This window comes from Neptunitalea lumnitzerae, from assembly GCF_027924185.1.
Classification (GTDB): domain Bacteria; phylum Bacteroidota; class Bacteroidia; order Flavobacteriales; family Flavobacteriaceae; genus Neptunitalea; species Neptunitalea lumnitzerae.
The window spans coordinates 399,194-421,008 of record NZ_BRVO01000001.1 but is presented as its reverse complement, the minus strand read 5'-3'; the positions used below and the strand labels follow the sequence as shown (position 1 = coordinate 421,008).

General features: G+C 33.5%; 25 protein-coding genes and 1 tRNA gene. 8 read left to right on the top strand and 18 right to left on the bottom strand.

Translation table 11 applies throughout. The annotated features are described in order from the left end of the window. Positions 1 to 82: 82 nt before the first annotated feature. The gene (locus tag Y10_RS01890; RefSeq protein WP_281763668.1) at positions 83 to 328 is read right to left on the bottom strand and encodes a hypothetical protein; all 246 of its coding nucleotides are present in this window, start codon (positions 326 to 328) and stop codon (positions 83 to 85) included. 236 nt (positions 329 to 564) lie between these two features. Between Y10_RS01890 and Y10_RS01885 the strand changes: the two genes are divergently transcribed. After that, positions 565 to 975: an OsmC family protein gene (locus Y10_RS01885; protein WP_281763667.1), complete on the top strand. Its 411-nt coding sequence runs from the start codon at positions 565 to 567 to the stop codon at positions 973 to 975. A gap of 71 nt (positions 976 to 1,046) precedes the next feature. On the opposite strand, the gene Y10_RS01880 is transcribed toward Y10_RS01885, so the two are convergent. Beyond that, positions 1,047 to 1,520, bottom strand: coding sequence for an acyl-CoA thioesterase (locus Y10_RS01880; protein ID WP_281763666.1), 474 nt, complete (start codon positions 1,518 to 1,520; stop codon positions 1,047 to 1,049). Between the two features lie 95 nt (positions 1,521 to 1,615). Here Y10_RS01880 and Y10_RS01875 point away from each other — a divergent pair, with 95 nt between their 5' ends. From Y10_RS01875 to nadD, 5 genes are all read left to right on the top strand, one after another. Then, a complete protein-coding gene (locus tag Y10_RS01875) occupies positions 1,616 to 2,578 on the top strand; it encodes a YheT family hydrolase (RefSeq protein ID WP_281763665.1) in 963 nt (320 codons plus the stop codon). A gap of 49 nt (positions 2,579 to 2,627) precedes the next feature. Next, positions 2,628 to 3,104 carry a c-type cytochrome gene (locus tag Y10_RS01870; RefSeq protein ID WP_281763664.1) on the top strand — a complete coding sequence of 159 codons (477 nt, stop codon included), beginning with the start codon at positions 2,628 to 2,630 and terminating at the stop codon, positions 3,102 to 3,104. A gap of 226 nt (positions 3,105 to 3,330) precedes the next feature. Further along, entirely contained in the window at positions 3,331 to 4,188 is an 858-nt protein-coding gene (locus Y10_RS01865) for a YicC/YloC family endoribonuclease (protein ID WP_281763663.1), read from the top strand. A 20-nt stretch (positions 4,189 to 4,208) separates the two neighbouring features. Then, complete coding sequence (gmk, locus tag Y10_RS01860) at positions 4,209 to 4,781, top strand: guanylate kinase (protein WP_281763662.1); 573 nt, start codon at positions 4,209 to 4,211, stop codon at positions 4,779 to 4,781. Positions 4,782 to 4,793: 12 nt separating this feature from the next. Further along, positions 4,794 to 5,375: a nicotinate (nicotinamide) nucleotide adenylyltransferase gene (gene nadD / locus Y10_RS01855; protein WP_281763661.1), complete on the top strand. Its 582-nt coding sequence runs from the start codon at positions 4,794 to 4,796 to the stop codon at positions 5,373 to 5,375. A gap of 275 nt (positions 5,376 to 5,650) precedes the next feature. Here nadD and Y10_RS01850 read toward each other — a convergent pair whose 3' ends face one another. The 4 genes from Y10_RS01850 to Y10_RS01835 form a co-directional block, all read right to left on the bottom strand. Next, entirely contained in the window at positions 5,651 to 6,139 is a 489-nt protein-coding gene (locus Y10_RS01850) for a hypothetical protein (RefSeq protein WP_281763660.1), read from the bottom strand. A gap of 34 nt (positions 6,140 to 6,173) precedes the next feature. After that, positions 6,174 to 6,740 (bottom strand): aminoacyl-tRNA hydrolase, encoded by a 567-nt coding sequence (gene pth, locus Y10_RS01845; RefSeq protein ID WP_281763659.1) that lies wholly within the window; start codon positions 6,738 to 6,740, stop codon positions 6,174 to 6,176. A gap of 111 nt (positions 6,741 to 6,851) precedes the next feature. Continuing rightward, entirely contained in the window at positions 6,852 to 7,454 is a 603-nt protein-coding gene (locus tag Y10_RS01840; protein ID WP_281763658.1) for a 50S ribosomal protein L25/general stress protein Ctc, read from the bottom strand. 26 nt (positions 7,455 to 7,480) lie between these two features. Further along, entirely contained in the window at positions 7,481 to 8,422 is a 942-nt protein-coding gene (locus Y10_RS01835; protein ID WP_281763657.1) for a ribose-phosphate pyrophosphokinase, read from the bottom strand. A gap of 226 nt (positions 8,423 to 8,648) precedes the next feature. Between Y10_RS01835 and Y10_RS01830 the strand changes: the two genes are divergently transcribed. Beyond that, positions 8,649 to 8,730: transfer RNA gene (locus Y10_RS01830), tRNA-Leu, on the top strand. 294 nt (positions 8,731 to 9,024) lie between these two features. Here Y10_RS01830 and Y10_RS01825 read toward each other — a convergent pair. The 12 genes from Y10_RS01825 to Y10_RS01770 all read right to left on the bottom strand — a co-directional run bounded on the left by Y10_RS01825 (position 9,025) and on the right by Y10_RS01770 (position 20,021). Then, on the bottom strand, positions 9,025 to 9,411 hold the full coding sequence (locus Y10_RS01825) for a hypothetical protein (RefSeq protein WP_281763656.1): 387 nt from the start codon (positions 9,409 to 9,411) through the stop codon (positions 9,025 to 9,027). A gap of 79 nt (positions 9,412 to 9,490) precedes the next feature. After that, a complete protein-coding gene (locus Y10_RS01820; protein ID WP_281763655.1) occupies positions 9,491 to 9,871 on the bottom strand; it encodes a DUF2200 domain-containing protein in 381 nt (126 codons plus the stop codon). A gap of 267 nt (positions 9,872 to 10,138) precedes the next feature. Then, positions 10,139 to 12,166, bottom strand: a complete 2,028-nt coding sequence (locus tag Y10_RS01815; RefSeq protein ID WP_281763654.1) for a hypothetical protein — start codon at positions 12,164 to 12,166, stop codon at positions 10,139 to 10,141. A gap of 549 nt (positions 12,167 to 12,715) precedes the next feature. Continuing rightward, complete coding sequence (locus Y10_RS01810) at positions 12,716 to 13,060, bottom strand: hypothetical protein (RefSeq protein ID WP_281763653.1); 345 nt, start codon at positions 13,058 to 13,060, stop codon at positions 12,716 to 12,718. Next, positions 13,057 to 13,494: a hypothetical protein gene (locus Y10_RS01805; protein ID WP_281763652.1), complete on the bottom strand. Its 438-nt coding sequence runs from the start codon at positions 13,492 to 13,494 to the stop codon at positions 13,057 to 13,059. The genes Y10_RS01810 and Y10_RS01805 overlap by 4 nt, the downstream gene beginning before the upstream one ends. Before the next feature lie 317 nt (positions 13,495 to 13,811). Then, a complete protein-coding gene (locus Y10_RS01800; RefSeq protein ID WP_281763651.1) occupies positions 13,812 to 14,510 on the bottom strand; it encodes a DUF2225 domain-containing protein in 699 nt (232 codons plus the stop codon). Positions 14,511 to 14,635: 125 nt separating this feature from the next. Continuing rightward, entirely contained in the window at positions 14,636 to 15,535 is a 900-nt protein-coding gene (locus tag Y10_RS01795) for a pepsin/retropepsin-like aspartic protease family protein (RefSeq protein WP_281763650.1), read from the bottom strand. Positions 15,536 to 15,691: 156 nt separating this feature from the next. Then, on the bottom strand, positions 15,692 to 16,018 hold the full coding sequence (locus Y10_RS01790; RefSeq protein ID WP_281763649.1) for a hypothetical protein: 327 nt from the start codon (positions 16,016 to 16,018) through the stop codon (positions 15,692 to 15,694). Positions 16,019 to 16,609: 591 nt separating this feature from the next. Then, a complete protein-coding gene (locus Y10_RS01785) occupies positions 16,610 to 17,863 on the bottom strand; it encodes a cadherin domain-containing protein (RefSeq protein ID WP_281763648.1) in 1,254 nt (417 codons plus the stop codon). A 172-nt stretch (positions 17,864 to 18,035) separates the two neighbouring features. Continuing rightward, a complete protein-coding gene (locus tag Y10_RS01780; RefSeq protein WP_281763647.1) occupies positions 18,036 to 18,227 on the bottom strand; it encodes a cold-shock protein in 192 nt (63 codons plus the stop codon). A gap of 18 nt (positions 18,228 to 18,245) precedes the next feature. Next, the gene (locus tag Y10_RS01775) at positions 18,246 to 18,680 is read right to left on the bottom strand and encodes a cold-shock protein (protein WP_281763646.1); all 435 of its coding nucleotides are present in this window, start codon (positions 18,678 to 18,680) and stop codon (positions 18,246 to 18,248) included. 450 nt (positions 18,681 to 19,130) lie between these two features. Then, positions 19,131 to 20,021: a carboxypeptidase-like regulatory domain-containing protein gene (locus Y10_RS01770; RefSeq protein WP_281763645.1), complete on the bottom strand. Its 891-nt coding sequence runs from the start codon at positions 20,019 to 20,021 to the stop codon at positions 19,131 to 19,133. A 179-nt stretch (positions 20,022 to 20,200) separates the two neighbouring features. On the opposite strand from Y10_RS01770, the gene Y10_RS01765 reads away from it, so the two are divergent. Next, a complete protein-coding gene (locus Y10_RS01765) occupies positions 20,201 to 21,778 on the top strand; it encodes an SGNH/GDSL hydrolase family protein (RefSeq protein ID WP_281763644.1) in 1,578 nt (525 codons plus the stop codon). The last annotated feature ends 37 nt before the right edge of the window (positions 21,779 to 21,815 follow it).

Genomic DNA, 21,815 nt, shown 5'->3' with positions numbered 1-21,815 from the left:
ATTTGTAGAAGTTTCACAGGAAATATACGTTATATAAAAGGGCTATCTTTATTGGGCTTAAAAAAATCAGGAAGATACAGGATTAATCATCAGCATATTTATCTAAATAATTTTGTTGTTGTTCTTTTGTCATCATATCCCATTCTAATTTATTAATTTCTTTGATGATTTTTGTCATTTCTAATACTTGTGTCTTATTTTCTTCAATAAAAACATCTTGCTCTTCACTTGATAATAGCGTGGGGTCATCATAAAGTTTTTCTTTAATATAGTTATAATCTTTTAGCTTAATTAAAAGCTCTTCAAGTCTTTTTTCTTTATTAATCATGTCTTTATTTTAATTATTTCATTGTCTGAATAGTTTTATGATTATTTATAAACTATACCTTTTTCATTAAACTCTTGCAATGAATACGTTAGTGTCAAAAGGTTTTTAATTAACTCTCGGACGACTGTTTATACGTATGTAAATATACTCGTAAACTTTATCATTATTTTTAGATTCCTTTAACCTGCTGTCTATACAGTACTTAGTACTTTTATAAAAAGAAAATAAAAAAAGCTATGAAAAGAAAAGCCACAGCCGTATGGAACGGTACTATTAAAGAAGGAGACGGACACTTAACTACTCAAAGTACTATTTTAGATAAAACACAGTACTCGTTTAAATCACGTTTTGAAGAAGGAAAAGGTACTAACCCTGAAGAGTTAATTGCAGCAGCACATGCAGGCTGTTTTACCATGCAGTTGACAGCAAATTTATCGGAGGCTAATTTTATTGCAAAAAGCTTAACTTCTGACTGTACAGTTACTTTGGAAGATGGAACCATAACCTCTTCTCATATTACGCTTAAAGCTGAAGTAGACGGTGTGACAGAAGAAAAATTTGCCGAGTTAGTAAAACACGCAGAAGAGAACTGTCCGATATCTAAATTATTGGACACTGATATAAAAGTAGACTTTGAATTGTTGTAAAAATTTTGAGTTAATTTAGTTGTAAATAGTAAAAATCCCTGATGTGGAGGTTACATCAGGGATTTTTTATCTTATAAATGTTTTGGTTTCTTATTGTATTTTCTGGTATCTTCTTTTGTTAAAATTTTAAACGTATCGCTTCTGTACTCGGCGCCTAGGAGGCTTTTTAACGCTTCTGGTAGTGGAATCAGTTTTCTTGTTTTTAAATCAATCCAGGCACCCATCATTTCGCAATGGGCAAAGTTAAATCCTGAATGATCATAAAAGTTATGATGAAATTCAAAAAACATAGCGTCTTCACTCATCCCTGCAATTTCTAAAGATACTTTTACGGGTTTTCCGGCAAAGGCTTCTTTAAAATAATACATGTGTTCGTAAAAAACTACAGGACCAATATTGTGTTTTGCTAGTTCTTTTTGAGTAAACCCATTCTCCATTAAAAAGGCCATTCTGGTATGGCTCATAAAGTTTATATAGGCAGAGTTTGCCAAGTGGCGGTTGGCGTCGGTATCGCTCCAACGTATTTCAAATTCTTTTAAGTACATAAGGTATTTTAATTTTTTCTATGCATGCATAATAATTATAAAAATAGACTGTTTTTTTAAAACTAGTGGTATCTTTATACAAATTTTTAGTGCATATGCCGCTTATATCTGCTGTATATAACCCTCCTGGGATATTTAAAAACGGACATTTCTCTACTATTTATTGTAGTGTTTTTAGAAAGGTAACCTGCCCACAAACAAGGGAGCGTATTACCTTAGACGATGGCGATTTTATAGATTTAGATTGGAGCTATGCTAAAGAGAAAACCAATACACTAGTAATAGTTTTACACGGTTTAGAGGGGAGTGCTCAGCGCCCATATATTAAAGGAGCGGCTAAAATTTTTAATGAGAACCATGTAGATGCTTGTGCAGTAAACTTTAGAAGCTGTAGTGGTGAAACTAATAAGTTGTTCAGCTCTTACCATAGCGGTAAAACGGAAGATTTAGCCACTGTGATTGCATATGTATTGGCTAAAGGAATTTATAACTCTATTGTTTTAAAAGGGTTTAGCTTAGGAGCCAATGTAATACTTAAATACCTTGGTACACATACTCATATTCCTAAAGAAATAAAAGGAGCTATAGCTGTATCTGCTCCATGTGATTTGTATGGTACTATGCTGCAACTGCACAAAAAAGAGAATATTATTTACCATACAAAATTTAAGAAAGACCTGTTGTTAAAGTTAAAGCAAAAGCAAGCTTTGTTTCCTGATATGTTAACTATAGAAGAGGTTAAGGCTGTAAAAACACTTAAAGACTTTGACGATATTTATACAGCCAAGGCACATGATTTTAAAGATGCTTTAGATTATTATGCAAAGTCAAGTGCTTTGCCTAATCTGCAGGCTATACAGCACCCAACCTTAATTTTAAATGCTAAGAACGATTCGTTTTTATCAGCTACTTGTTTTCCGGTTGCTGTAGCAACAGAGCATAAGCAGTTATACCTGGAAATGCCAGCGTATGGTGGGCATGTTGGTTTTTATTTACCAGGATCGGTTTCTTACAGTGAGAAACGATCGGTTCATTTTATGAAAAATATCATATTATAAATAATTCATTTAATATACTTTAGCCATGAAATTGAAAAAGCAATTTTTTATGAAATACGTTTGGATACTAGCACTTGTATTTGTTTTTGTAGGATGTGGAGAAAACAAAAAAGAAGAGAAGAAAGGGTTTAGTTACGAGCGTACTAAAAAGAAAGAAGAAAAGAAAGAGGAGACCATTGAGGTTCCTGTAGATTTAAACAATAAAGGGGTAGGGCCTATTAAGGAATTAAGTTTCCCTGAAACTATTGATACTGATTTAGCAGATAAAGGGAAAGTGCTGTTTATGGAAAAATGTACGGCATGCCATTTACCTAATAAAAAATTGGTAGGGCCACCAATGCAGGGAGTGTATAAACAAAGAAGCCCAGAGTGGGTAATGAATATGATTATGAACCCTATTGAAATGCTTAAAAAAGATAGTATAGCGCAAGCTTTACAAAAACAATATAATAATGCAGTAATGATTGACCAACGTATTGGTGAAGAAGATGCAAGAGCACTTGCAGAGTATTTACGTACGTTATAGTATATCCCCCGTGTTTTAATTATAAAATCGCATATAGTTTGAAATTCCTAACCGACCTATCTAAACTATATGCGATTTTTATGTTTATTAGGTTTGTAGTTAAAACAATTTTTATATAATTAAAAATATGCAGCGGTAGGTGTTTCAGAGCACTTTTTGTTTCTGTGTTTCAGTACAGTACATCTAGTTTGTTTTTATTACCTTTGCTGTTCTTATAAATGTTCTTATGATACAATCTATGACAGGTTTTGGGAAGCATATTATACAGCTTCCTACCAAAAAGATTACGGTTGAATTAAAATCTCTTAACAGTAAAAGTATTGACCTTAATGCACGTATACCAGGCGCGTATCGTGAAAAGGAATTAAGTATGAGAGCCACTATTGCAAATGCTTTAAATAGGGGTAAAGTAGATTTTGGTTTGTATGTTGAGGTTACGGGCGAAGAGACATCTACGCAAGTTAATGAGGCTATTGTAAAACAATATATACAGCAACTTAAAAATGTTGTAGACGGTGAGCCGGTTGAGTTGTTAAAGATGGCTGTGCGTATGCCAGATGCACTTAAAACAGAGCGCGAAGAGATTAACGAGGAAGAGTTTGACCAAGTTGCCTTAGCTTTAGATGAAGCTATTAAAGCTTTAATGGAATTTAGAATTGAAGAAGGAAAGGCATTAACAAAAGAGTTTGAATTGCGTATTAGCAACATAGCAAAGCTTTTAGAAGAGGTTAAGGTTATTGACCCAGAACGCACTACTATGATACGTGAAAAATTGGAAAAAGCGGTTTCTGAAATTAAAGAGAAAGTAGACCCAGATAGGTTTGAGCAAGAGCTTATTTACTACCTAGAAAAGTATGATATTACCGAGGAAAAAGTGCGTTTAGCTAACCACTTGGCTTACTTTACTGAAACCTTGAATACAGCCGATTCTAACGGACGTAAACTTGGGTTTATTTGCCAAGAAATTGGTAGAGAAATAAACACTATGGGCTCTAAAAGTAATTACGCACCTATGCAAAAAATTGTGGTGCAAATGAAAGATGAGCTAGAGAAAATAAAAGAACAAATTTTAAACGTTTTATAATTTTAAAGGTATTTTAATTCGTGAAGCAGGGGAAGTTAATTGTGTTTTCGGCACCTTCTGGTAGTGGTAAAACTACCATTGTACGTCATTTATTAAGTAAAGAAGAATTAAATTTAGAGTTTTCTATCTCATGTACGTCTAGAGCCCCTAGGGGGGAAGAGGTAAATGGTAAAGATTATTATTTTTTATCGTTACATGATTTTAAACAACATATTAAAGATGGCGACTTCTTAGAGTGGGAAGAGGTATACCGTGATAATTTTTACGGAACGCTTAAGGCTGAGGTAGAGCGCATTTGGGCGTTAGGAAAACATGTTATTTTTGATATTGATGTAGCCGGAGGGTTGCGTATAAAGAAAAAATTCCCTGAGCAAACATTAGCGGTTTTTGTAAAACCACCTAGTATAGACGAGCTTAAAATACGTTTAAAGCAACGTAAAACGGAGAGTGAAGACAAAATAAATATGCGTATTGCCAAGGCTTCTGTAGAGTTGGCTACAGCACCTCAATTTGATACTATTATCAAAAATTATGAGTTAGAAGTAGCGCTAAAAGAAGCAGAAGAATTGGTAACCAATTTTATAAACTCTTAAGTACCGCGGGTAATGAAAAAGATAGGGTTGTATTTTGGTACCTTTAATCCCATTCATATAGGTCATTTGGTTATTGCAAATCATTTTGCAGAACATACTGATTTAGAAGAAATTTGGATGGTGGTTACACCGCATAATCCGTTTAAGAAAAAAAGTACACTGTTAGATAATTACCAACGGTTAGAGATGGTGTACCGTGCCACTGAAGGATATGAAAACCTAAAGCCAAGTGATATTGAGTTTGGCTTACCACAACCCAACTATACTTCGGATACGTTAGTTTACTTGCAGGAGAAATATCCTGATTATGAGTTTTCTTTAATTATGGGAGAGGATAATTTAAATACCTTTCATAAGTGGAAAAATAGTGACGTTATTTTGGGTAGACATCATATTTACGTGTACCCTCGTTTATTAGATAGCCAGTTAAGTACTGATTTGGCAGAAAATGGCAATGTGCATATGGTGCATGCGCCTATTATTGAAATATCTTCATCTTTTATAAGAGATGAAATAAAGATTGGTAAAAATATAAAGCCATTATTACCTGCTGAAGTGTGGAATTATATAGATGATAATTTGTTCTACAAATAGGAATATTTTTAAATTATATAACGAAACACTGTTAAAATATTAAACAATAATATTTTTTTTAAGAATTGTTATAAAATGGTTATGTTTGTTAAACCATCTAATATAATACTTACAACTGAGTTTATATATGCTCACCCTACAAGTGTATTGCGATGCAACCAACGTGAGTTTCATTTAAGTTTAGTTAATATAAGCAAAGGGGCTGCCTATTATGGGCGGCCTCTTTTTTTGTAAATAAATGAATTTAAGCGTTACACGTACACCTCTTGGCTTAGTTATTTTAACTGAAAACTAAAGCTGGTAAGTTTTTGGTTGTCTACTACAGATGGTATAGTTACGGTTACAACCTTGTCTACTAAAGAAACAACCCCCTCGTTTATTTTATAAACGCCTGCTTTGCCCTTGCAATAACACTGCACATCTAACGCAGCATTTAGTTTACTTAGCTCTTTGTTTTTAAAGGTACCTTCGCTAAGCTCATTAGGAAGGGTTAGCAGTAATGTTTCGGTGTAGCCTGAATCTTGATAGGGAGTGTTGGTATTTTGGCCGTATATGTACTTTATAACCGTTTTCTGGGTATCGTCCGTTATGTTATAGTAAGTTCCGGTATTGGCGTCGCCTAAAATAGTTATATTTTTGTTATGTAATACTTCTACCGTACATTCTTTACATTGGGTAACTGCTTTTTGAGTAGAGCCTACATTTTTGTGAGTTCCACATGAAAGTACACCTGCTAGAACGAATATATAAATTAGCTTTTTCATACCATTGTTTTTCTTAAAAGTACAAAAAGTATGCCTATTTGCCGTTAAAGGTATTCATGGTGTTATTTAATCCTGAAAGGGCAAAGGATGGAATGATCTCTATGGATTTTTCTAAACGCTCTTTTAATTGGTCATTCTCTTCTGTACTCCATTTGCCTAATACATAATCAATCTGCTGACCTTTTTTAAAAGTATCGCTAATGCCAAACCTAAACCTAGGGTAGTTGGTGGTTTGTAATTGAGCTTGTATGTCTTTAAGTCCGTTATGCCCACCATCACTTCCTTTGCCTTTTAATCTAATAGAACCGAATGGCAAGTTAAGGTCGTCTGTAATTACCAAAATATTCTCTACAGCAATCTTTTCCTTTTCCATCCAATAGCGTATGGCTTTACCACTAAGGTTCATGTATGTACTAGGTTTAAGTAAAATAAGAGTTCTTCCTTTAACCTTATGAGTAGCTATGCTACCAAGTTTAGCGGTTTCAAAAGTAAGCTCGTGCTTAGCGGCGTACGCATCTAATATTTTAAAACCAATGTTATGGCGTGTTTCATCGTATTCTGCACCAATATTACCAAGGCCGGCAATTAAAAACTTTTTCATTGTTCAAATAACTTTACGCTGTTGTAGCGGTTTGTATGTACTTGTTTGGGGTACAAAAATAAAAAAAGCACTCTATATAGAGTGCTTTTTGGAAATGAGGTTTATAAAACCTTATTTTTTCTTCCCAGCAGCTTTTTCTGCTTTGGCAGCTTCTTGAGCCGCTTTCATAGCCGCACGAGAAATTCTTACCTGGCAAACAACTGTGTTGTCTGGGTGCATAATTTTGTAATCTTCAGACGCAACTGCAGTAACATATAATTTGTTACCCATTTCTAAACCTGAAATATCAGCATAGATATAATCTGGTAAGTTAGCAGGAAGCGCTTTAACTTTAATTTTACGGTTAACTAAACGTAAAACACCACCGGCCATAACACCTGGAGATTTTCCTGTAACTTTTACTGGAATTTCAATAGTTACTTCTTTATCATCATGTAACTGATAGAAATCGATGTGAAGAATCTCATCACTTACTGGGTGAAATTGGATATCTTGTAAGATAGCGTTGTACGTAGTACCACCTAGATCAATCACTGCCGTATGTGCATCCGGAGTGTAAACTAAATCTTTAAATGCAATTGCATCTGCTGAAAAGTGAACAGGTTTGTCTCCTCCGTATAATACGCAAGGAACCTTTCCAGCATTACGTAAGGTTCTAGTAGCTACTTTACCCACGCTTTCTCTTTCTGATCCTTTAATTGTAATTGACTTCATTTTATATAAATATTAAATAATAAATTTTACATTAAAAATTTAGAGCTGATAGAAGTATTGTGATGTACTCTGTGCATTACATCGGCAAATAATTTTGCGCTGCTCAATACTTTAATTTTACTGCTCTCTTGTTTTAATGGAATAGAATCGGTAATAATTAATTCTGATAAGGCAGAGTTTTCAATACGCTCAAAAGCATTTCCGCTTAATATAGCGTGTGTAGCAATAGCGCGCACACTAATAGCTCCTCTTTCCATCATTAGGTCTGCAGCTTTAGTAAGAGTACCGGCAGTATCTACCATATCATCTACTAAAATTACGTTTTTACCTTTTACATCTCCAATAAGCTCCATATACTCAATAACATTAGCTTGTTTACGTTGTTTGTAACAAACAACAACATCACTGTTTAAGTATTTAGAGTATGCATAAGCTCTTTTAGAACCACCCATATCTGGCGAAGCCATGGTTAGATTGTCTAACCCTAAGTCTCTTAGATATGGTAAAAATATAGTAGAAGCAAATAAATGATCTACTGGTTTTTCAAAGAACCCTTGAATTTGATCTGCGTGCAAGTCCATAGTAATAATACGGGTAGCACCTGCAGTTTCAAGCATTTTAGCAACCATTTTAGCAGCAATAGGCACACGAGGTTTGTCTTTTCTGTCTTGACGTGCCCAACCAAAATACGGCATAACAGCAGTAATGTGGCGTGCCGATGCTCTTTTAGCCGCATCTAGCATAAGTAACATTTCCATTAAGTGTTCTGGTCCTGGGTGGGTAGAACCGATAATGAAAATACGCGCTCCACGAATTGACTCTTCAAAAGAAGGTTGAAATTCACCGTCGCTATAGGTAGAGAAAGAAACTTTACCCATTTCTGCACCAAACGCTTTTGCAATGTCTGCTGCCAGGGCTTCACTTTGTCTACAAGCGAAAATTTTTGGTTCTGGGGCTACATATGCCATGGCTAAAATGTTGTTTAATAGTTACTTAAAATAGCTTTTCAAAATGAGGTGCAAAGGTAGAAATTAATTTCTATAAGTAATACAAAAGTTGAATTTATTTTATAATGATTTTAAGCTAATGATAATTTAACGTCTAGAAATTTATCTGATTACAAAAAAAGAAGGAGTAAGGTGTTTATTTTTAGGTTTGGATATTAAAAAATTAGTATCTTTGCCGTCCTAAAACGCTCGAGTGGCGGAATTGGTAGACGCGCTGGATTCAAAATCCAGTTCTTTCGGGAGTGTGGGTTCGATTCCCACCTCGAGTACAAAAGAAATCCGTAATTGGTTTATAAGTAAACTATTACGGATTTTTTATTTCCTTTTTTGCCGAGGTTTTGGCGAAAGCGCTGCATCAAATGTTTGCTTTGTGTTTCATTTCAATAATATTTAACTCATAGAGCTTAAAGGTTTAATTTTGTATATAGATTCTTAGAATCTAATACATCACCAGGTCTACCATGGTGCAGAATGCGTCCTACAGTGTCTTCATTGGTTTGTATGGCATAACATTTCATAGGAATTGAATTACTTTATTGCATTTATAATTTAACTATAGGGCGCTAAACCTCTTCTATAGCTAAATTGTCAAGTAGTGCTCTTAAGTCTTTAAGAGAATCTTCTTCAATTACTTCGGTGTTAATGGTTAATTCGGCTGTGTCTGATTTTAGAATGTAATCTCCAGCAAATTTTTTCATGTGTTTTATTTCGTTCAAATTCATTTTCTGCGATATTAAATCATGCTTTGTGATGGTTCCGTTTTCTATACTTAGATACTGCTTTTTATAATGGAATAGGCACAGTGCTATGTAGAGTACCCCCATAACTAAATATCCATATTTTAAAATAGTTCCTGATGAAAAAAAAAGTGCTATTATGCCAAGTGATAACCATAGTATACCAAATATCATATAGGTTTTTAAATGCTTTTTTTTAAATCTTATTTTCATTTTCTTGAATATTTACAAGGAACTCTATTTGTAATTAAACTGGGTATTGGCATAATGCTAGTGAGAGTAGTAATAAGCTTTATTTCTTTTCTTCTCGTAGTATTTTTTCCATTTTACGACCCTTAGCCAATTCGTCAATTAGTTTTTCCATTCGTCTGCAATCTCTATACAAAGAAAACTCTTCTGGGATTTCTTCAATACGGTAGCCACATACTACCCCTTTTATCAGGTGTGCGTTTTGATGAATTTTGGCGCCATTAAAAAAATCACCAAAAGTTCCGTTACCCGCAATAAACGAATCTAATGTATTTTGGTTGTACCCTGTTAGCCATAAAATAACCCTGTCTAGCTCTTCTTTGGTTCTGTTGTGCTTTTCTATTCTAGCTAAGTAGTGCGGATAAATGGAGCCGAAGTTCATTTGCGCAATTTTCTCATTCTTTTCTGCCGTTACTTCTGCCATAATTCAATGTATTTGGTGTTGATGTTTAAAAAAACTTTTATTGCAAAATCGTTTTACCAAATATACTATTTTATGGGGGTATTGTAAACTTAGTGGTGATGTTCAAAAACTTAAAAAAGTTTTTGGAAGGGAGAAAGTCTAAGGGTTAGTTTTTTCTAAATGGTGTTTTGTTTTATAATATATATAGAGCAGCTCTAAGATGAATCAATTAGTTTATGTATTATGTTTGTTAAGGAGTTGTTCAACGGACACTACAGCTGGCGGTAGTTATTTTATTTCTTCTATTTCAGTTTCAAGATTGTTAATTTCAGATTTTAAGTTTTCGATTTCATTTAATGAATATTTTGAAATTCTTTTGATTCTTTTGTTTGTAATAGAAGTTTTAATCGAATTAAGGATATTTTCAAGTTTTATTTGTTTTTGAAAAATTATTGTACCTAAAAGAAAAATAGTTAATGGAACACCTATTATATATGTGTATTTTTCCATAGTATCCCAACCTTTGTAAAATATTAGACCTAGAATTATACCATAAAATAATAAAATGAATACAAAAATTAGTATTCTCAATTTAGTAACTGATGTATTTGCGAATTGTTTGGCCTCATTGTATTTTAGGTCAAAATCATCTATTATCAATTGCTTTTCATTAATCCTAGCTTTTTTACTTTGTAATAATTGTTCTTTTAGAACTATTGATTTATTTGTTTCATTTTTTAACTCTTTTGACACAAATTCGTAATCTTTCGCTTTTGCTTTAAAATGGTTTTGCTTTTCAATGTAGTCTTCAAGACTATCTACTGTAATAAAATCCAAAACTTCATCAGTGATTTCTTGTTTAATCTCTTCTGGTTTTTTTGTAGAAACTCTTAAATCCTTAAGTCTATTTACAGCTTGGTCTCTTGTTATCTCTCCCTTATTATATTTTAGCTCTAAATCATCAAATTTTTCGCCAATATTATCATTAAGAACTTTAGATAAAACAATTTGAGATTTTGTTAAAATACTAAACGAAGAAGGAAAGTCTTTTTGAGAAAATCCCTTATTTAATTTGAACCAAAATCTGTTGATGATGAAGTTTAAATTTGTTGCTAACGGTACCCTAAACCTTTCGTAAACAGAAGTATTGAATGCTGCACTTAACGTTTTATTATTTCCTGATAGCAAAATGTATCTTATGTTTTCAAAGTTTTCTTCATTGTTATTCCGTCTGAGTATTGAAATTTTGTTAAATAAATCTAATAAGTTTTCACAATTATCTATGCCTAAATAACTATTAACCTCGGTTATAACATCTTGGCTAATAATATTAAATTCGCGATTTTGAGAATCTGTCACATCAATATTCTTTGTGAATTCTTCAATTCCATTTCGATATAGAAAAGTATACAAGTCAGATTTTTTGTTTTGTAAATCACTGTTAGTTGAGCATCCATTTAGAATTTCAACCATTGCTGTAACTTTAGGGTTTAGATTTACTTTACCTTCAAGGATAAACTTTGCTTTATGGAAGAATTTATCAATTTCGTTTTTAACTTCGGGGAAATAATAAAGTTTTATAAGTTTGTTTTTTTTACTTTTTGAATTAATTTCTTTGGTGAATTTTAAAAAATCTTCTGCTATTTCTTTATACACTTCACCGTTGTAACCTTGTAAATGAAATATAATTTCCGTATCTAAAAATATATTCAATTCATGCCTCCAATTACCAAAGTCGTTATAATTATAAGAGTCATTTGTATATTTAATTCCGGAATATAAAATCACACCCTCACGAATAACATTGATTTTCTTTTGGATGTCATTATCGTTTTGATGTGAAATAATAAAAGATGAAATAAATTCTAAATAATCGTCTCCATTATTTTCATCTAATAAATAATTGCAAAAGTTATGATGGAGTTTGTTTATTTCATTTTCACTTAATTTTAATTTTTTCTTGTCTTCAACATATTCTGTAAGTTTATTGAAAATTTCATTATGTGAGTTTTCAATTAGTTTTTTGTTATCTATTACATCGGTATTGTTTAATTGATTAATGTTTACAATGTATGAATTTCCACTTTTCGTCAAATAATCTAGTCTTTTCAATGAAGTTTTTATAACTGACGAAGGAATATTGAACTCATACTTATTGTTAAATGATTTTGATATTTCAGATATTGTAAATGAGATAGTTTTATCCTGTAATATCAAATCATTCACAAATGAAGCTATTATATTGTAAATATCGGTTTCTTTGTCGTATAATTCTCTAAAAACTGCTAGGGAAGCAAGTAAATTTTTCTCATTCATTAATTTTTCATTTTTAGGTCAATTTTCCGGTTTTTTTTATAATTACCACCAACTCGTATATATCACTTTTGTAAGCAAATCAATTCCTCCCAAATATAACACTTTACGCATATATATTTTTACGGATAACCATAAAAAGTTTGTATTTTATATGAGATTATAAAACGTTTCCAGAACCCCAAACAAACCTTTCTAGTATGAGTTACCGTTAATTGTAACTACTTTGCCTATGGTTGCATTTCGTACCTTAAAAAGGAATAAACTGCAGAAGGCGTTCGGAACGATTGGTGTACTTTTTAGGAAACAAAATGGCTACTTATTCTGAGCTGACTTCAAAACTATCTGGTTACCTCCAAAGCTCTTTTTCTTCACCCTTCCATAATATGAGTCGAAATTCCTCATAATGATTATGGTATGGGAATCTCTATGGCCTTGTCCTAATCTTAATTTATGAACCGCAAGTATACACGACCCCTACGTACGGTGGTGTGAGAGGCGCACCGTAGACTTATCGTTCACGGCCGTCTACTCGATTGGCAGCAGTATTTTTTATGTCCACCCGCTTGACTCAATTACTACTGCAATTTTGTTCTTATTTTCGAAAACCGGAGGTGTCAAGCCCCAATAGAAAAAGTGAGTCCTATTTCCAGACTTATTATCCTTTATTGAGTTCTTACCAGACTTGGTGTATAATACAACAAGGTCGCCTTCATTAATGTCTTTGTCAGGAAACCAAAAAATATTTTTAGGTGTACTTGAAAAAGAATTTTCTCCTGTCTTAGTCGTTAGAAATACAATGTAGTAGCCTATGTCTAAATTTGATAAAGCCTTTAGGACAATTCTTTCTTTTACTTTATTTCCTCGGTCTTTAATATCTACAACTTCTATATTCATTTCCAGAAAAATTTAGATATTAAACCACCTATTACTAGAACAATTCCGCAAGCAAGAATTATTTCTCCGTTAATATTTTCGGCTGCCCAAATGGAATTGGATAGACCTATTAAAGTTGCGCCTAGTGATATGGCAACTGAATATAAAATCTCCTTAGATAAAGAAGAACTCAGCTTTTCTTCTAATACAGCTTCATTTTTATCTTTTTCATGAAATTTATCTTTAAACTTTCTGAGATTGACTACTTCTTCTTCAAGTCTGTCTAGGTCGCTTAAAAGCATTTTCTGTGTTCCTGAGCTATTTAACTCTTCCTCACTTAAATCCCTTCTCAATTTTTGATAAGCTCCTTTTCTTCTATTATGGACTTTTTCAGAGGAGGTTTCCTCTTCTTGACCATCTATAGGTTCTTCGTCTGGATTTTGGTCTTTATCCATTATTCTGTTTTTTTTATTGCTGCCAACTCGTATATATCATGAAGTATATATAACTTTTGTGAGCAAATTTGCTTCTGCCAAATATAACACTTTACGCATATATATTTTTACGGATAACCACAAAAAGTTTATGGTTTGTATAAGATTAATAAGCTCTCTCAGAATCCCAAACCACCCTTTCTGTATTATTTACTGTTAATTAGTGCTAATGGTAGGGAGTTTGCCTATGGTTTCATTTTGTAACTTATATAATCTTGTTTTTTATTTCAACTAGCTATAGGGGACTCTATTGTATGGTTAACCTACATTTAGGTAATTTATATATTATTGTCAGCATCTTTTTTAAGTGCTAAATCCTTCATTTGGTTGGCTACTTGTTCAATCCATTCTTGCTTATTTTCATTGGCAATGGCTTGGTTGTAATAGTTAATAGCATTGTCAAAATCGGCAGTTCTTCGGTACATTTCCCCAATCAAATAGTAAATGGTAGCTACTTTTTTATCTTCGTACTCTTTGGCATCTATGGCTTTTAGTAAATAGGTACATGTGTTTTGTTGTAGTAGTATTCTATACTCGGTTTTAGTGGTCTCTGATCTTACTAAGTATGAGCCTAATAAGTAGCAGTTAGAAATAGCATCGTTTGGCTCGTTTAAAAAAGCTTTTATTTCGGCTGCTATTTCACATTCCTTAGCATCGGTAATAGCAATGTTTTTGTATTTTTCTAGAAAAGTGGTTAGTTTATGCATCTCGGCATTGGAGTAATCTTTTTCAAAGTCACTTAAAAAGCCTGAAAAATGGCATTTAGGGCAACTGTTTATCAATTGCTCATAATGATTTCCTATAGCACCAGTTTTTTGAAAATCGTAATAACTTCCAAAAGTGCTCATGCTCATGGTAACACAAAACTCTACCTTTTTATTATCTATAGGGCATCTAACAATACGTGGGTCGCACGTATGTGCTTGGGTTACCTGATACAGAACAACCATAACAACAAGTAAAATGAATTTTTTCATAACAGCGTTTTAATTGATGAGTTGTCCGTTTTATAACAGACAGTAATAAAACGTTTTATGGCACATTTAAATTGTACGGCTACCTATAAAAAAAATAAAAGTATCACCTAAGAGATTGTTTTATCTCACGATTTTTGGTCGGCATAGGGTGCTTCAAAAAGCTTATTTGGCTTTAGGTACACCAAGTAGTTTTTAAAATCAAGAAATAAATGAAACCGCTTTAATACTTCATTCCCCAAAATATGTATAGCAACGCCTTTCATTGGTTTGTTTGCAGTTAATAGCTGAATTGGAACATTGTTTAGTTCATAATCCCCCAAAGTAAGACTTTGTAAATTGGCTGTAATTACCGGAATTTGGTTTCCCTGAGCCCCTTTCATAATTACTTTTTTAATGGTTTCCATTTCTTGGTAAGGGAAGTCTTTAGTATCCATCACTTCGCGGTCTAACATGGCGGTTCTTTGGTAACCGGTATCAAACAAAAAGGAGTCTTTAACCTTTATATTGTTTTGTGCTATAGTGCCCTTTATCATCAACAAATCTTTAAAAGGCATCATGTTCAGTGTTGTGTAGCTATTATCTTCTTGTACATATTTGGGTATGCTAGGACTTACCACTAGTATATTAGTGTTGTAATTAAGTTCTACCACCTTATTTTTAAAAAAGTCCCATCCAAACCTGCCATCGGTATCGTGCCCAGACAGTGCGGCATCATATACTTTACTCCTATACGTAGTATTACCAATTTTTACGTTGTAAAAGGTATTGTAAAGTGCTGGTGGTGTACTTAATTTATGCTCTAATGTTTCGGTGGTTAAAATGAGTTCTGTAGTACCCGTATCAAAGTTTAGGTTAAGGGTGTCTTTATGGTTAAAAACCGCCTTAACATACATGGTATTTTGTTGGTTTAGGGTTAAGGGTATGGTATCTGGTAGGGTTATTTGTTGCGCAGATAAACTGTGGGTTACTAGTAGGAGTAGTAAACTGAAAAATATACGGTACATCATGTTATTTGATTGAATCATGCTTCTAAAATAGGCTATAATTCTTATTTATATTGAAGAATACACCTTTTTTAACAAAAGGTTCTTACCGCATCCAACCTTCAATAATATAGTTTCTAGCGGCTACTTTGTATTCTTTTTCTAAAGCAAAAGGTTTTAATTCAATAAATAAGACAATTACATTTTATCTAGCTCACGTTTATTGGGTAGAAATAACCACATTCCTATAACATCAAGAAATATAATCATTAAGGTATTATTGGTTTTTTTATTTTTTTCTATGGGTAATTTTTTCCAGTTAAACCAAATAAAAGTGGCAGCTGTAAATACGTTTAATAACCATATTATTTTATTGGCATGATAATTAATATCTAAAGTGTTAGATAGTTTTACATTGGTAAAAAATATGGTTAAATATGCTGCCTTTAGTGTAGTTAATACAATAAGTAATATTCTAAGTTTAGCTATGGTGGCTGCTAATTGTTCTTTAGTGTGTTGATGCATGTGTTTTAATTTTTATCAAAGCCTGTAAATTCAACTATTTTTACAGTTGGGCAATGATTTATAACCATATTAAATTTACTCACTTTTTCTGTTGGAGTTGCAAACCATTTTCTGGAATTATAATCTAGTACGTAAACATTTTTATAGGCTGTTGGTTGTATAGTCACATAAGCTTTGTCAGAGGTTCCTTTTGCTGTTAATGTATATAAGTTTAATGAAATTTGATTTTTTGATACGCTATCTACGCTAGCTATTAAATCTACCTCTGGTTCCAGTTTATCAGTTTTTGAAAGTTTTCAGATGTTCGAGTAGTATCAATATACAATTGATGTTTAGTGAGGTCTAGGTTTGCAGGGGTGTTCTTTTCTAAAATAGTATCTATGATAACCTGAGAAACTTCATTTTTTGAAGCATTAAGCAAGGGTGTTTGTTTACTTACTATTATTAGTATACCTATACAGGTAACTGTAATAACAAGTGATACTATGTATTTACTGTATTTCAATTTTTTGTAAGGAATTCTTTAATTTAAAATATAACACTTTGCGCCTAAATACTTAGGCGTAAAGTTTGGTTATACACGTGCTGTTTTTAAAAGGTTCTAATGGCTCTTACGTGGTTTTCAAAGTGTTTAATACCAGTGTCATATGTGCCTTGAGATCCATTGTATCCAGTTTTGAAAGATTGCACCCAAGCGGCTTCTCCATTGGTTTCACCATCGGTAGAGCTCCAGTACCAACCATTACAACAGTTTGTTGGCTCGTCTACAAAATTCCCAAAACCATTTAAATGTAAATTGGTGTACATGGCATTTAGTTCGTCTTTGCTTGGTAAGTACCAATCGGTATAATTATTTATGGTAGCCCCACTACAAAGTTGTGCTGCAGTGTCTGGGGTATTGCATGTAGCTATAATGGCATTGGTATTGGCTAGGCCTGTACCAATACTAGCATCAGTAGCGCCTGTAATGTAGGTTTGGTAGCAACCCCAAATAGCATTTTCAAGATCATTAGGGGCAGCAACAAGTCCGTTACAAGTAGTTGTGTCTAAATAAAATATCAATCCACCCTCATAGGTTAAACCATATAACTGTTCTAGTAAGCTGTTATCGCTTTGGTATATATCACAAGGAGTTTCGCCGGCATCCAAACGTTCTTGCAAGGTAAGCTCTACTATGTCATTAAGGTGAATGGTAACTGTGCCCGTAGCGGAAACAGTTCCGTTTTCAACTAAAACAGTAGCATTAATAGTAGGGTAGGTTTCAAAATCAAAAGCACTTTCAGTAAGTACGGTAAGTTCTCCTGTGGTGGTGTTAATAGCAATAGCATCTGCCGGGGTTTGTTGGGTAATGCTATAAGTAATACTACCTTGGTTGGTAGTGGCTATTACGCTACCTAGTGAGGTGCCTGTTGGTAGGTTTTCATCTACCGTAGTTTCAAAATTAGTAATAGTTACTTCAACGGTTTCTTCATCTTCATTTACATCGTTAAGGTGAATGGTAACTGTGCCCGTTACAGAAACAGCACCGTTTTCAACTATAACAGTAGCAGTAATATTGGGGTACGTTTCAAAATCAAAAGCACTTTCAGTAAGTACGGTAAGTTCTCCTGTGTTGGTGTTAATAGCAATAGCATCTGCCGGGGTTTGTTGGGTAATGCTATAAGTAATACTACCTTGGTTGGTAGTGGCTATTACACTACCTAGTGAGGTATCTGTTGGTAGGTTTTCATCTACCGTAGTTTCAAAATTAGTAATAGTTATTTCAATAGCTTCTTGGTCGTCACTATCGTTACAGGAAATCAATATTCCTATACATACAAATAATAAAGCAGCAAATTTTTTCATTATGGCACAGGTATTAGATTGTTTTGTTAACGTTATTTAGTACTTATAGCGCAGTATAAGTACCACATATTGCGTTGTAATCAAATATAGTGCTTTTAGTTATAGGCTGTTGTATAGAGCAAAAAAAAAGAGCCCCTTAACGGGGCTCTTAAATTTCATTTTTTATGATGGTTTAGCCGATAACTTCTACGTTTACAGCATTTAAACCTTTTTTGCCATTTTCAACATCAAAAGTTACTTCATCACCTTCATTAAGTTCTTCTTGAAGAGCAGAGATATGTACAAATATGTCTTCTCCTTGTTCATTAGTAATAAAACCAAATCCTTTTGTTTGGTTGAAAAATTTTACAGTTCCTTTTTGCATTTCTATGATAATTAAATTTTATAATTTTTTAATTTGTATTGCTTTATATCCTTTAGGAGATTTCTCTTTTTCAAAAGTTACGCGATCTTGCTGTTTTACTAGTTCTAGTAAGTCATTAGTGTGAAAAAATATGGTATCACCACTGCCATTATCTTCTCTAATAAAACCATACCCTTTTTCTAGAATAAACTTCTCAACGGTTCCTGTTTTTACAGGCGACTCTTCAGGTATTGGGGCAGCCCCAAGTTGAATGTCTTCTAAGTTAATTTCAGTTCTTTCTTGTGTTGGTGGGGTATCATGTAGTTGTCCGTTTTCATCTACGTAAACAAACATACTTTCCAAGCTTTTACCTTTGTTGTTGCTTGACTTGCGCTCTTCTCTACGTTGCGCTTTTTCTTTTAGTTTTTTTGCTTTCTTTTTTGCGTTTTCTTTTTTAAAAAAAGAGTCTCCCATGTACTTTATAATTAGTTACTATTTTATTTTAAATATGTGTAAAATGCTTCATCGGGGGGATTTATAAGAGGATAGTGTTTTTTAGAAATATACTTCTAAACTGAAAACTAGCATGCATTATAAAAATTAAAACACGTTTACTTGTTTGAAATAGGGCAGCTGGAAAAGCCAAAACTGAGGGTAGAATACTAGGTGTAAAATAATATTGTATCAGAAAAAGCAAAGGCAGAAGCCTGTAAATCAATTCTGGGGCAAAGATATTACAATTTATCGGCAATAGCTATTTTTTGTTACTTTCATTGTAAAATACTTATTGTTAAGGAGTTGTAGGGTTGTTTGAGGCTGTAATGTGTAACTGTTTTGGTTGTATTTGATAATATTGTAATTACATAAGTGGCATAAATCTGCTAATAGTTATTTTAATACGCCAAAGGGGTGCCTTGAAGATGGTTATTTTTGGTATTGTACCTTAATTTTCATGTAAGGTATTTGGTATTGATTTTTCTTAAATACAGAAGCACTCTTTTTCTTGGTCCACTTTTTACCACGGTATCTTTTGTAAAATAGGGGGGTCTTGGTGTGTGTAAACAATAAGTTGGGCGAGGTTACATACATACTGTTTTCTGGTGCCTCTTCTGCAGCATTAATAGTTTCTACGGCTACAAATACTCCTTTTTTAGGCAGTGGTATGTGGTAATCTTCTAAATTAATCTGTACATTTTTAGAACCATCTGGTTGTATTATAATGTTGGCAGTAGAGAGGTATTTACCAGGAAACCCACTAGCGTTTACTTCGTAAAAAGCCAATCTAAAAAAGGCAGGGTAGGTAGTATATTCGCTTTCCTTTCTGTACTTCAGTTTTAAATTAATACCAGTAATATGCCCGGGTAGCTGTTGTTCATTTTTAATAAAGGTAGCTACCTCATAACCAAAAGGTACCGATGTAGGGAACGTTGCTTTTTTAGTGTGTATGCCCATTACTTTAGTTGTTCCATAATGTAATTTTTTATCGGTAATAACTACTTCTTCTAAGGTTTGATTATCTGGGGTAAGTGCTATGGTTATCGGGGTGTTTTGCAACGCTGTAGATAGTGCAATCGTTTTGGAAGTATATCCTATAAATGAAATTAATAGAGAGTCGTTCACCTCACTGTTGGTATCTATAGTCATGGTAAAATAACCACTAGTATTGGTGGTACATCCTTTATTTTTTTGAGTCAAGGTAATATTGGCATAGGGTAGTTTTTCTTGTGTGGTGCTGTCTATAATGTAGCCTTCTAATACCTGTGCGTTTGCAGATAAAAAGATGCTGTATATGAGAATAAATAAAAGTTTTTTCATTATGTTTTATAAGTAAATACTTTCAAATATAAACAACTTAGCTAGATAATTTCAATAAACTATATCACCATTTCTTATTGATATCTGGTTTGTAACATGAAACCACAGGACAATTTTACTAATGTGTTAGAATACTTTTAAGTATCTTGTAGAAAGTAGATAGAACAGAACTAATAAGTATGAAATATTATATAAGTACCCTATGTTATTGTATGGGTATACTGTGTGTATTTGCACAAAACAACCCTGTTTGGGATGATACAAAATCAAAACACTGGCTAGACGAATTTACAGAGGTGAGCGTACCTGCTAGTATAGATAGTACACAACAAAAGGCAATGCTTTACGCTTCTACAGCTGCTATACCACAACCGCTTATTGTTAGTTTACATACTTGGAGTGGTACGTACGCACAGAAAGATCCGCTATGTAAAGAAATACTTGCTAGAAACTGGAATTATATTCATCCTGATTTTAAAGGAGCCAACAATCATCCGGAAGCAATGGGCTGTCCGTTGGTTATTACAGCTATTGAAGATGCTATTAGCTATGCATTGGCACATACAAATGCCAACCCTAAAGAGGTGCATATAGTAGGTGTTTCGGGTGGCGGGTATGCTACTTTACTAGCGTATATGAACATCAAATACCCGGTAAAATCATTTTCTGCATGGGCACCTATTTCTGATATTGAAAAATGGTATTGGGAATCGGTAGGTAGAAAGCAAAAATATGCTGCTGATATAGAGCAAGCCTTGGGCGGAACTTTTAATGCAGAAGCTGCCAGAGAACGTTCTCCTATATGGCAACAACCTTTAGAGAATTTACGAGCCAATGCGATACTTTACATTTATGAAGGTGTGCATGATGGCTATACAGGGTCGGTACCTATTACACACAGCATCAATATGTACAATAAATTGGTAGCTGATAAAAAAGCACCTAGTGAAGCTGTGGTAACCGATGAAGAAATTATAGAACTACTAGCAACACAATACAGTGTAAAAGTAGAGAATTATAAGCCTTTGTTTAAACGTGGGGTGTACCTACAGAAGCACTATGATAATATTAACCTCACTATTTTTGAGGGTGGACATGAACAATTACCCCAAGCATTAGCATTGTTACCAGTGGAAACACCGTATGCATATACGGGGAATGTGTTGTTGCTGGGTGATTCTAACGCAGAGAAACCAGAGGGGTGGGCAAATCAGCTTATAAAGTTATTGCCAGATGCTGAGGTGGTAAACATTTCAAAATCGGGCAGAACCATTGGATTTGATAATTTAGGAAGAACTGAACTGAATGCCTTACGTAATATAGATACTTACTTAAACGATGCTTATGTAGAAAGTAATCATAAGACGTACAGGGCTATAGTGGTGTGCTTAGGTACCAACGATGCTAAGAAAGTGTTTGAGGGTAGAGAGGAAGAGGTGATTGCTAATTTTGATAAGTTACTTACTGCTATTAAAAAACATAAGGTGTATAAAAAGCGTAAGACACAATTAATTATGGTTACCCCGCCACCTATGCGTACCTATGACATGGCTGAAAAGTATACAGGGGGTAATGAGCGACTTGCGCTATTGATGCCGCAATTAATGAGGGTTGCTACTGATAAAGGTTTTGAAGTATTGGATGTTTTTAATTCGTTGCAAGGGGTGTTTGATAATTATACCGAAGATGGTGTGCATATGCAGGCTGAAGGACAGTTAATGATAGCCAATCGTATAGCCGATTTATTGAGGAACTAGTGTAGTTAGGTGATTTTTGGTATCTTCAATTTCCCTA

Excerpts from the sequence above, each read along its gene's own strand:
- Y10_RS01825 (WP_281763656.1), bottom strand. The coding sequence starts at position 9,411 with ATGAAAATAAGATTTAAAAAAAAGCATTTAAAAACCTATATGATATTT.
- Y10_RS01770 (WP_281763645.1), bottom strand. The coding sequence starts at position 20,021 with ATGAAAAAACTTTTATTTATTCTCATATACAGCATCTTTTTATCTGCA.
- nadD (WP_281763661.1), top strand. The coding sequence starts at position 4,794 with ATGAAAAAGATAGGGTTGTATTTTGGTACCTTTAATCCCATTCATATA.
- Y10_RS01815 (WP_281763654.1), bottom strand. The coding sequence starts at position 12,166 with ATGAATGAGAAAAATTTACTTGCTTCCCTAGCAGTTTTTAGAGAATTA.
- Y10_RS01800 (WP_281763651.1), bottom strand. The coding sequence starts at position 14,510 with ATGAAAAAATTCATTTTACTTGTTGTTATGGTTGTTCTGTATCAGGTA.
- Y10_RS01765 (WP_281763644.1), top strand. The coding sequence starts at position 20,201 with ATGAAATATTATATAAGTACCCTATGTTATTGTATGGGTATACTGTGT.
- Y10_RS01885 (WP_281763667.1), top strand. The coding sequence starts at position 565 with ATGAAAAGAAAAGCCACAGCCGTATGGAACGGTACTATTAAAGAAGGA.
- Y10_RS01780 (WP_281763647.1), bottom strand. The coding sequence starts at position 18,227 with ATGCAAAAAGGAACTGTAAAATTTTTCAACCAAACAAAAGGATTTGGT.
- Y10_RS01835 (WP_281763657.1), bottom strand. The coding sequence starts at position 8,422 with ATGGCATATGTAGCCCCAGAACCAAAAATTTTCGCTTGTAGACAAAGT.
- Y10_RS01890 (WP_281763668.1), bottom strand. The coding sequence starts at position 328 with ATGATTAATAAAGAAAAAAGACTTGAAGAGCTTTTAATTAAGCTAAAA.
- Y10_RS01850 (WP_281763660.1), bottom strand. The coding sequence starts at position 6,139 with ATGAAAAAGCTAATTTATATATTCGTTCTAGCAGGTGTACTTTCATGT.
- Y10_RS01790 (WP_281763649.1), bottom strand. The coding sequence starts at position 16,018 with ATGCATCAACACACTAAAGAACAATTAGCAGCCACCATAGCTAAACTT.
- Y10_RS01840 (WP_281763658.1), bottom strand. The coding sequence starts at position 7,454 with ATGAAGTCAATTACAATTAAAGGATCAGAAAGAGAAAGCGTGGGTAAA.
- Y10_RS01775 (WP_281763646.1), bottom strand. The coding sequence starts at position 18,680 with ATGGGAGACTCTTTTTTTAAAAAAGAAAACGCAAAAAAGAAAGCAAAA.
- Y10_RS01805 (WP_281763652.1), bottom strand. The coding sequence starts at position 13,494 with ATGGATAAAGACCAAAATCCAGACGAAGAACCTATAGATGGTCAAGAA.
- Y10_RS01875 (WP_281763665.1), top strand. The coding sequence starts at position 1,616 with ATGCCGCTTATATCTGCTGTATATAACCCTCCTGGGATATTTAAAAAC.
- Y10_RS01880 (WP_281763666.1), bottom strand. The coding sequence starts at position 1,520 with ATGTACTTAAAAGAATTTGAAATACGTTGGAGCGATACCGACGCCAAC.
- Y10_RS01795 (WP_281763650.1), bottom strand. The coding sequence starts at position 15,535 with ATGATTCAATCAAATAACATGATGTACCGTATATTTTTCAGTTTACTA.
- Y10_RS01785 (WP_281763648.1), bottom strand. The coding sequence starts at position 17,863 with ATGAAAAAATTTGCTGCTTTATTATTTGTATGTATAGGAATATTGATT.
- Y10_RS01865 (WP_281763663.1), top strand. The coding sequence starts at position 3,331 with ATGATACAATCTATGACAGGTTTTGGGAAGCATATTATACAGCTTCCT.
- pth (WP_281763659.1), bottom strand. The coding sequence starts at position 6,740 with ATGAAAAAGTTTTTAATTGCCGGCCTTGGTAATATTGGTGCAGAATAC.
- Y10_RS01820 (WP_281763655.1), bottom strand. The coding sequence starts at position 9,871 with ATGGCAGAAGTAACGGCAGAAAAGAATGAGAAAATTGCGCAAATGAAC.
- Y10_RS01870 (WP_281763664.1), top strand. The coding sequence starts at position 2,628 with ATGAAATACGTTTGGATACTAGCACTTGTATTTGTTTTTGTAGGATGT.
- Y10_RS01810 (WP_281763653.1), bottom strand. The coding sequence starts at position 13,060 with ATGAATATAGAAGTTGTAGATATTAAAGACCGAGGAAATAAAGTAAAA.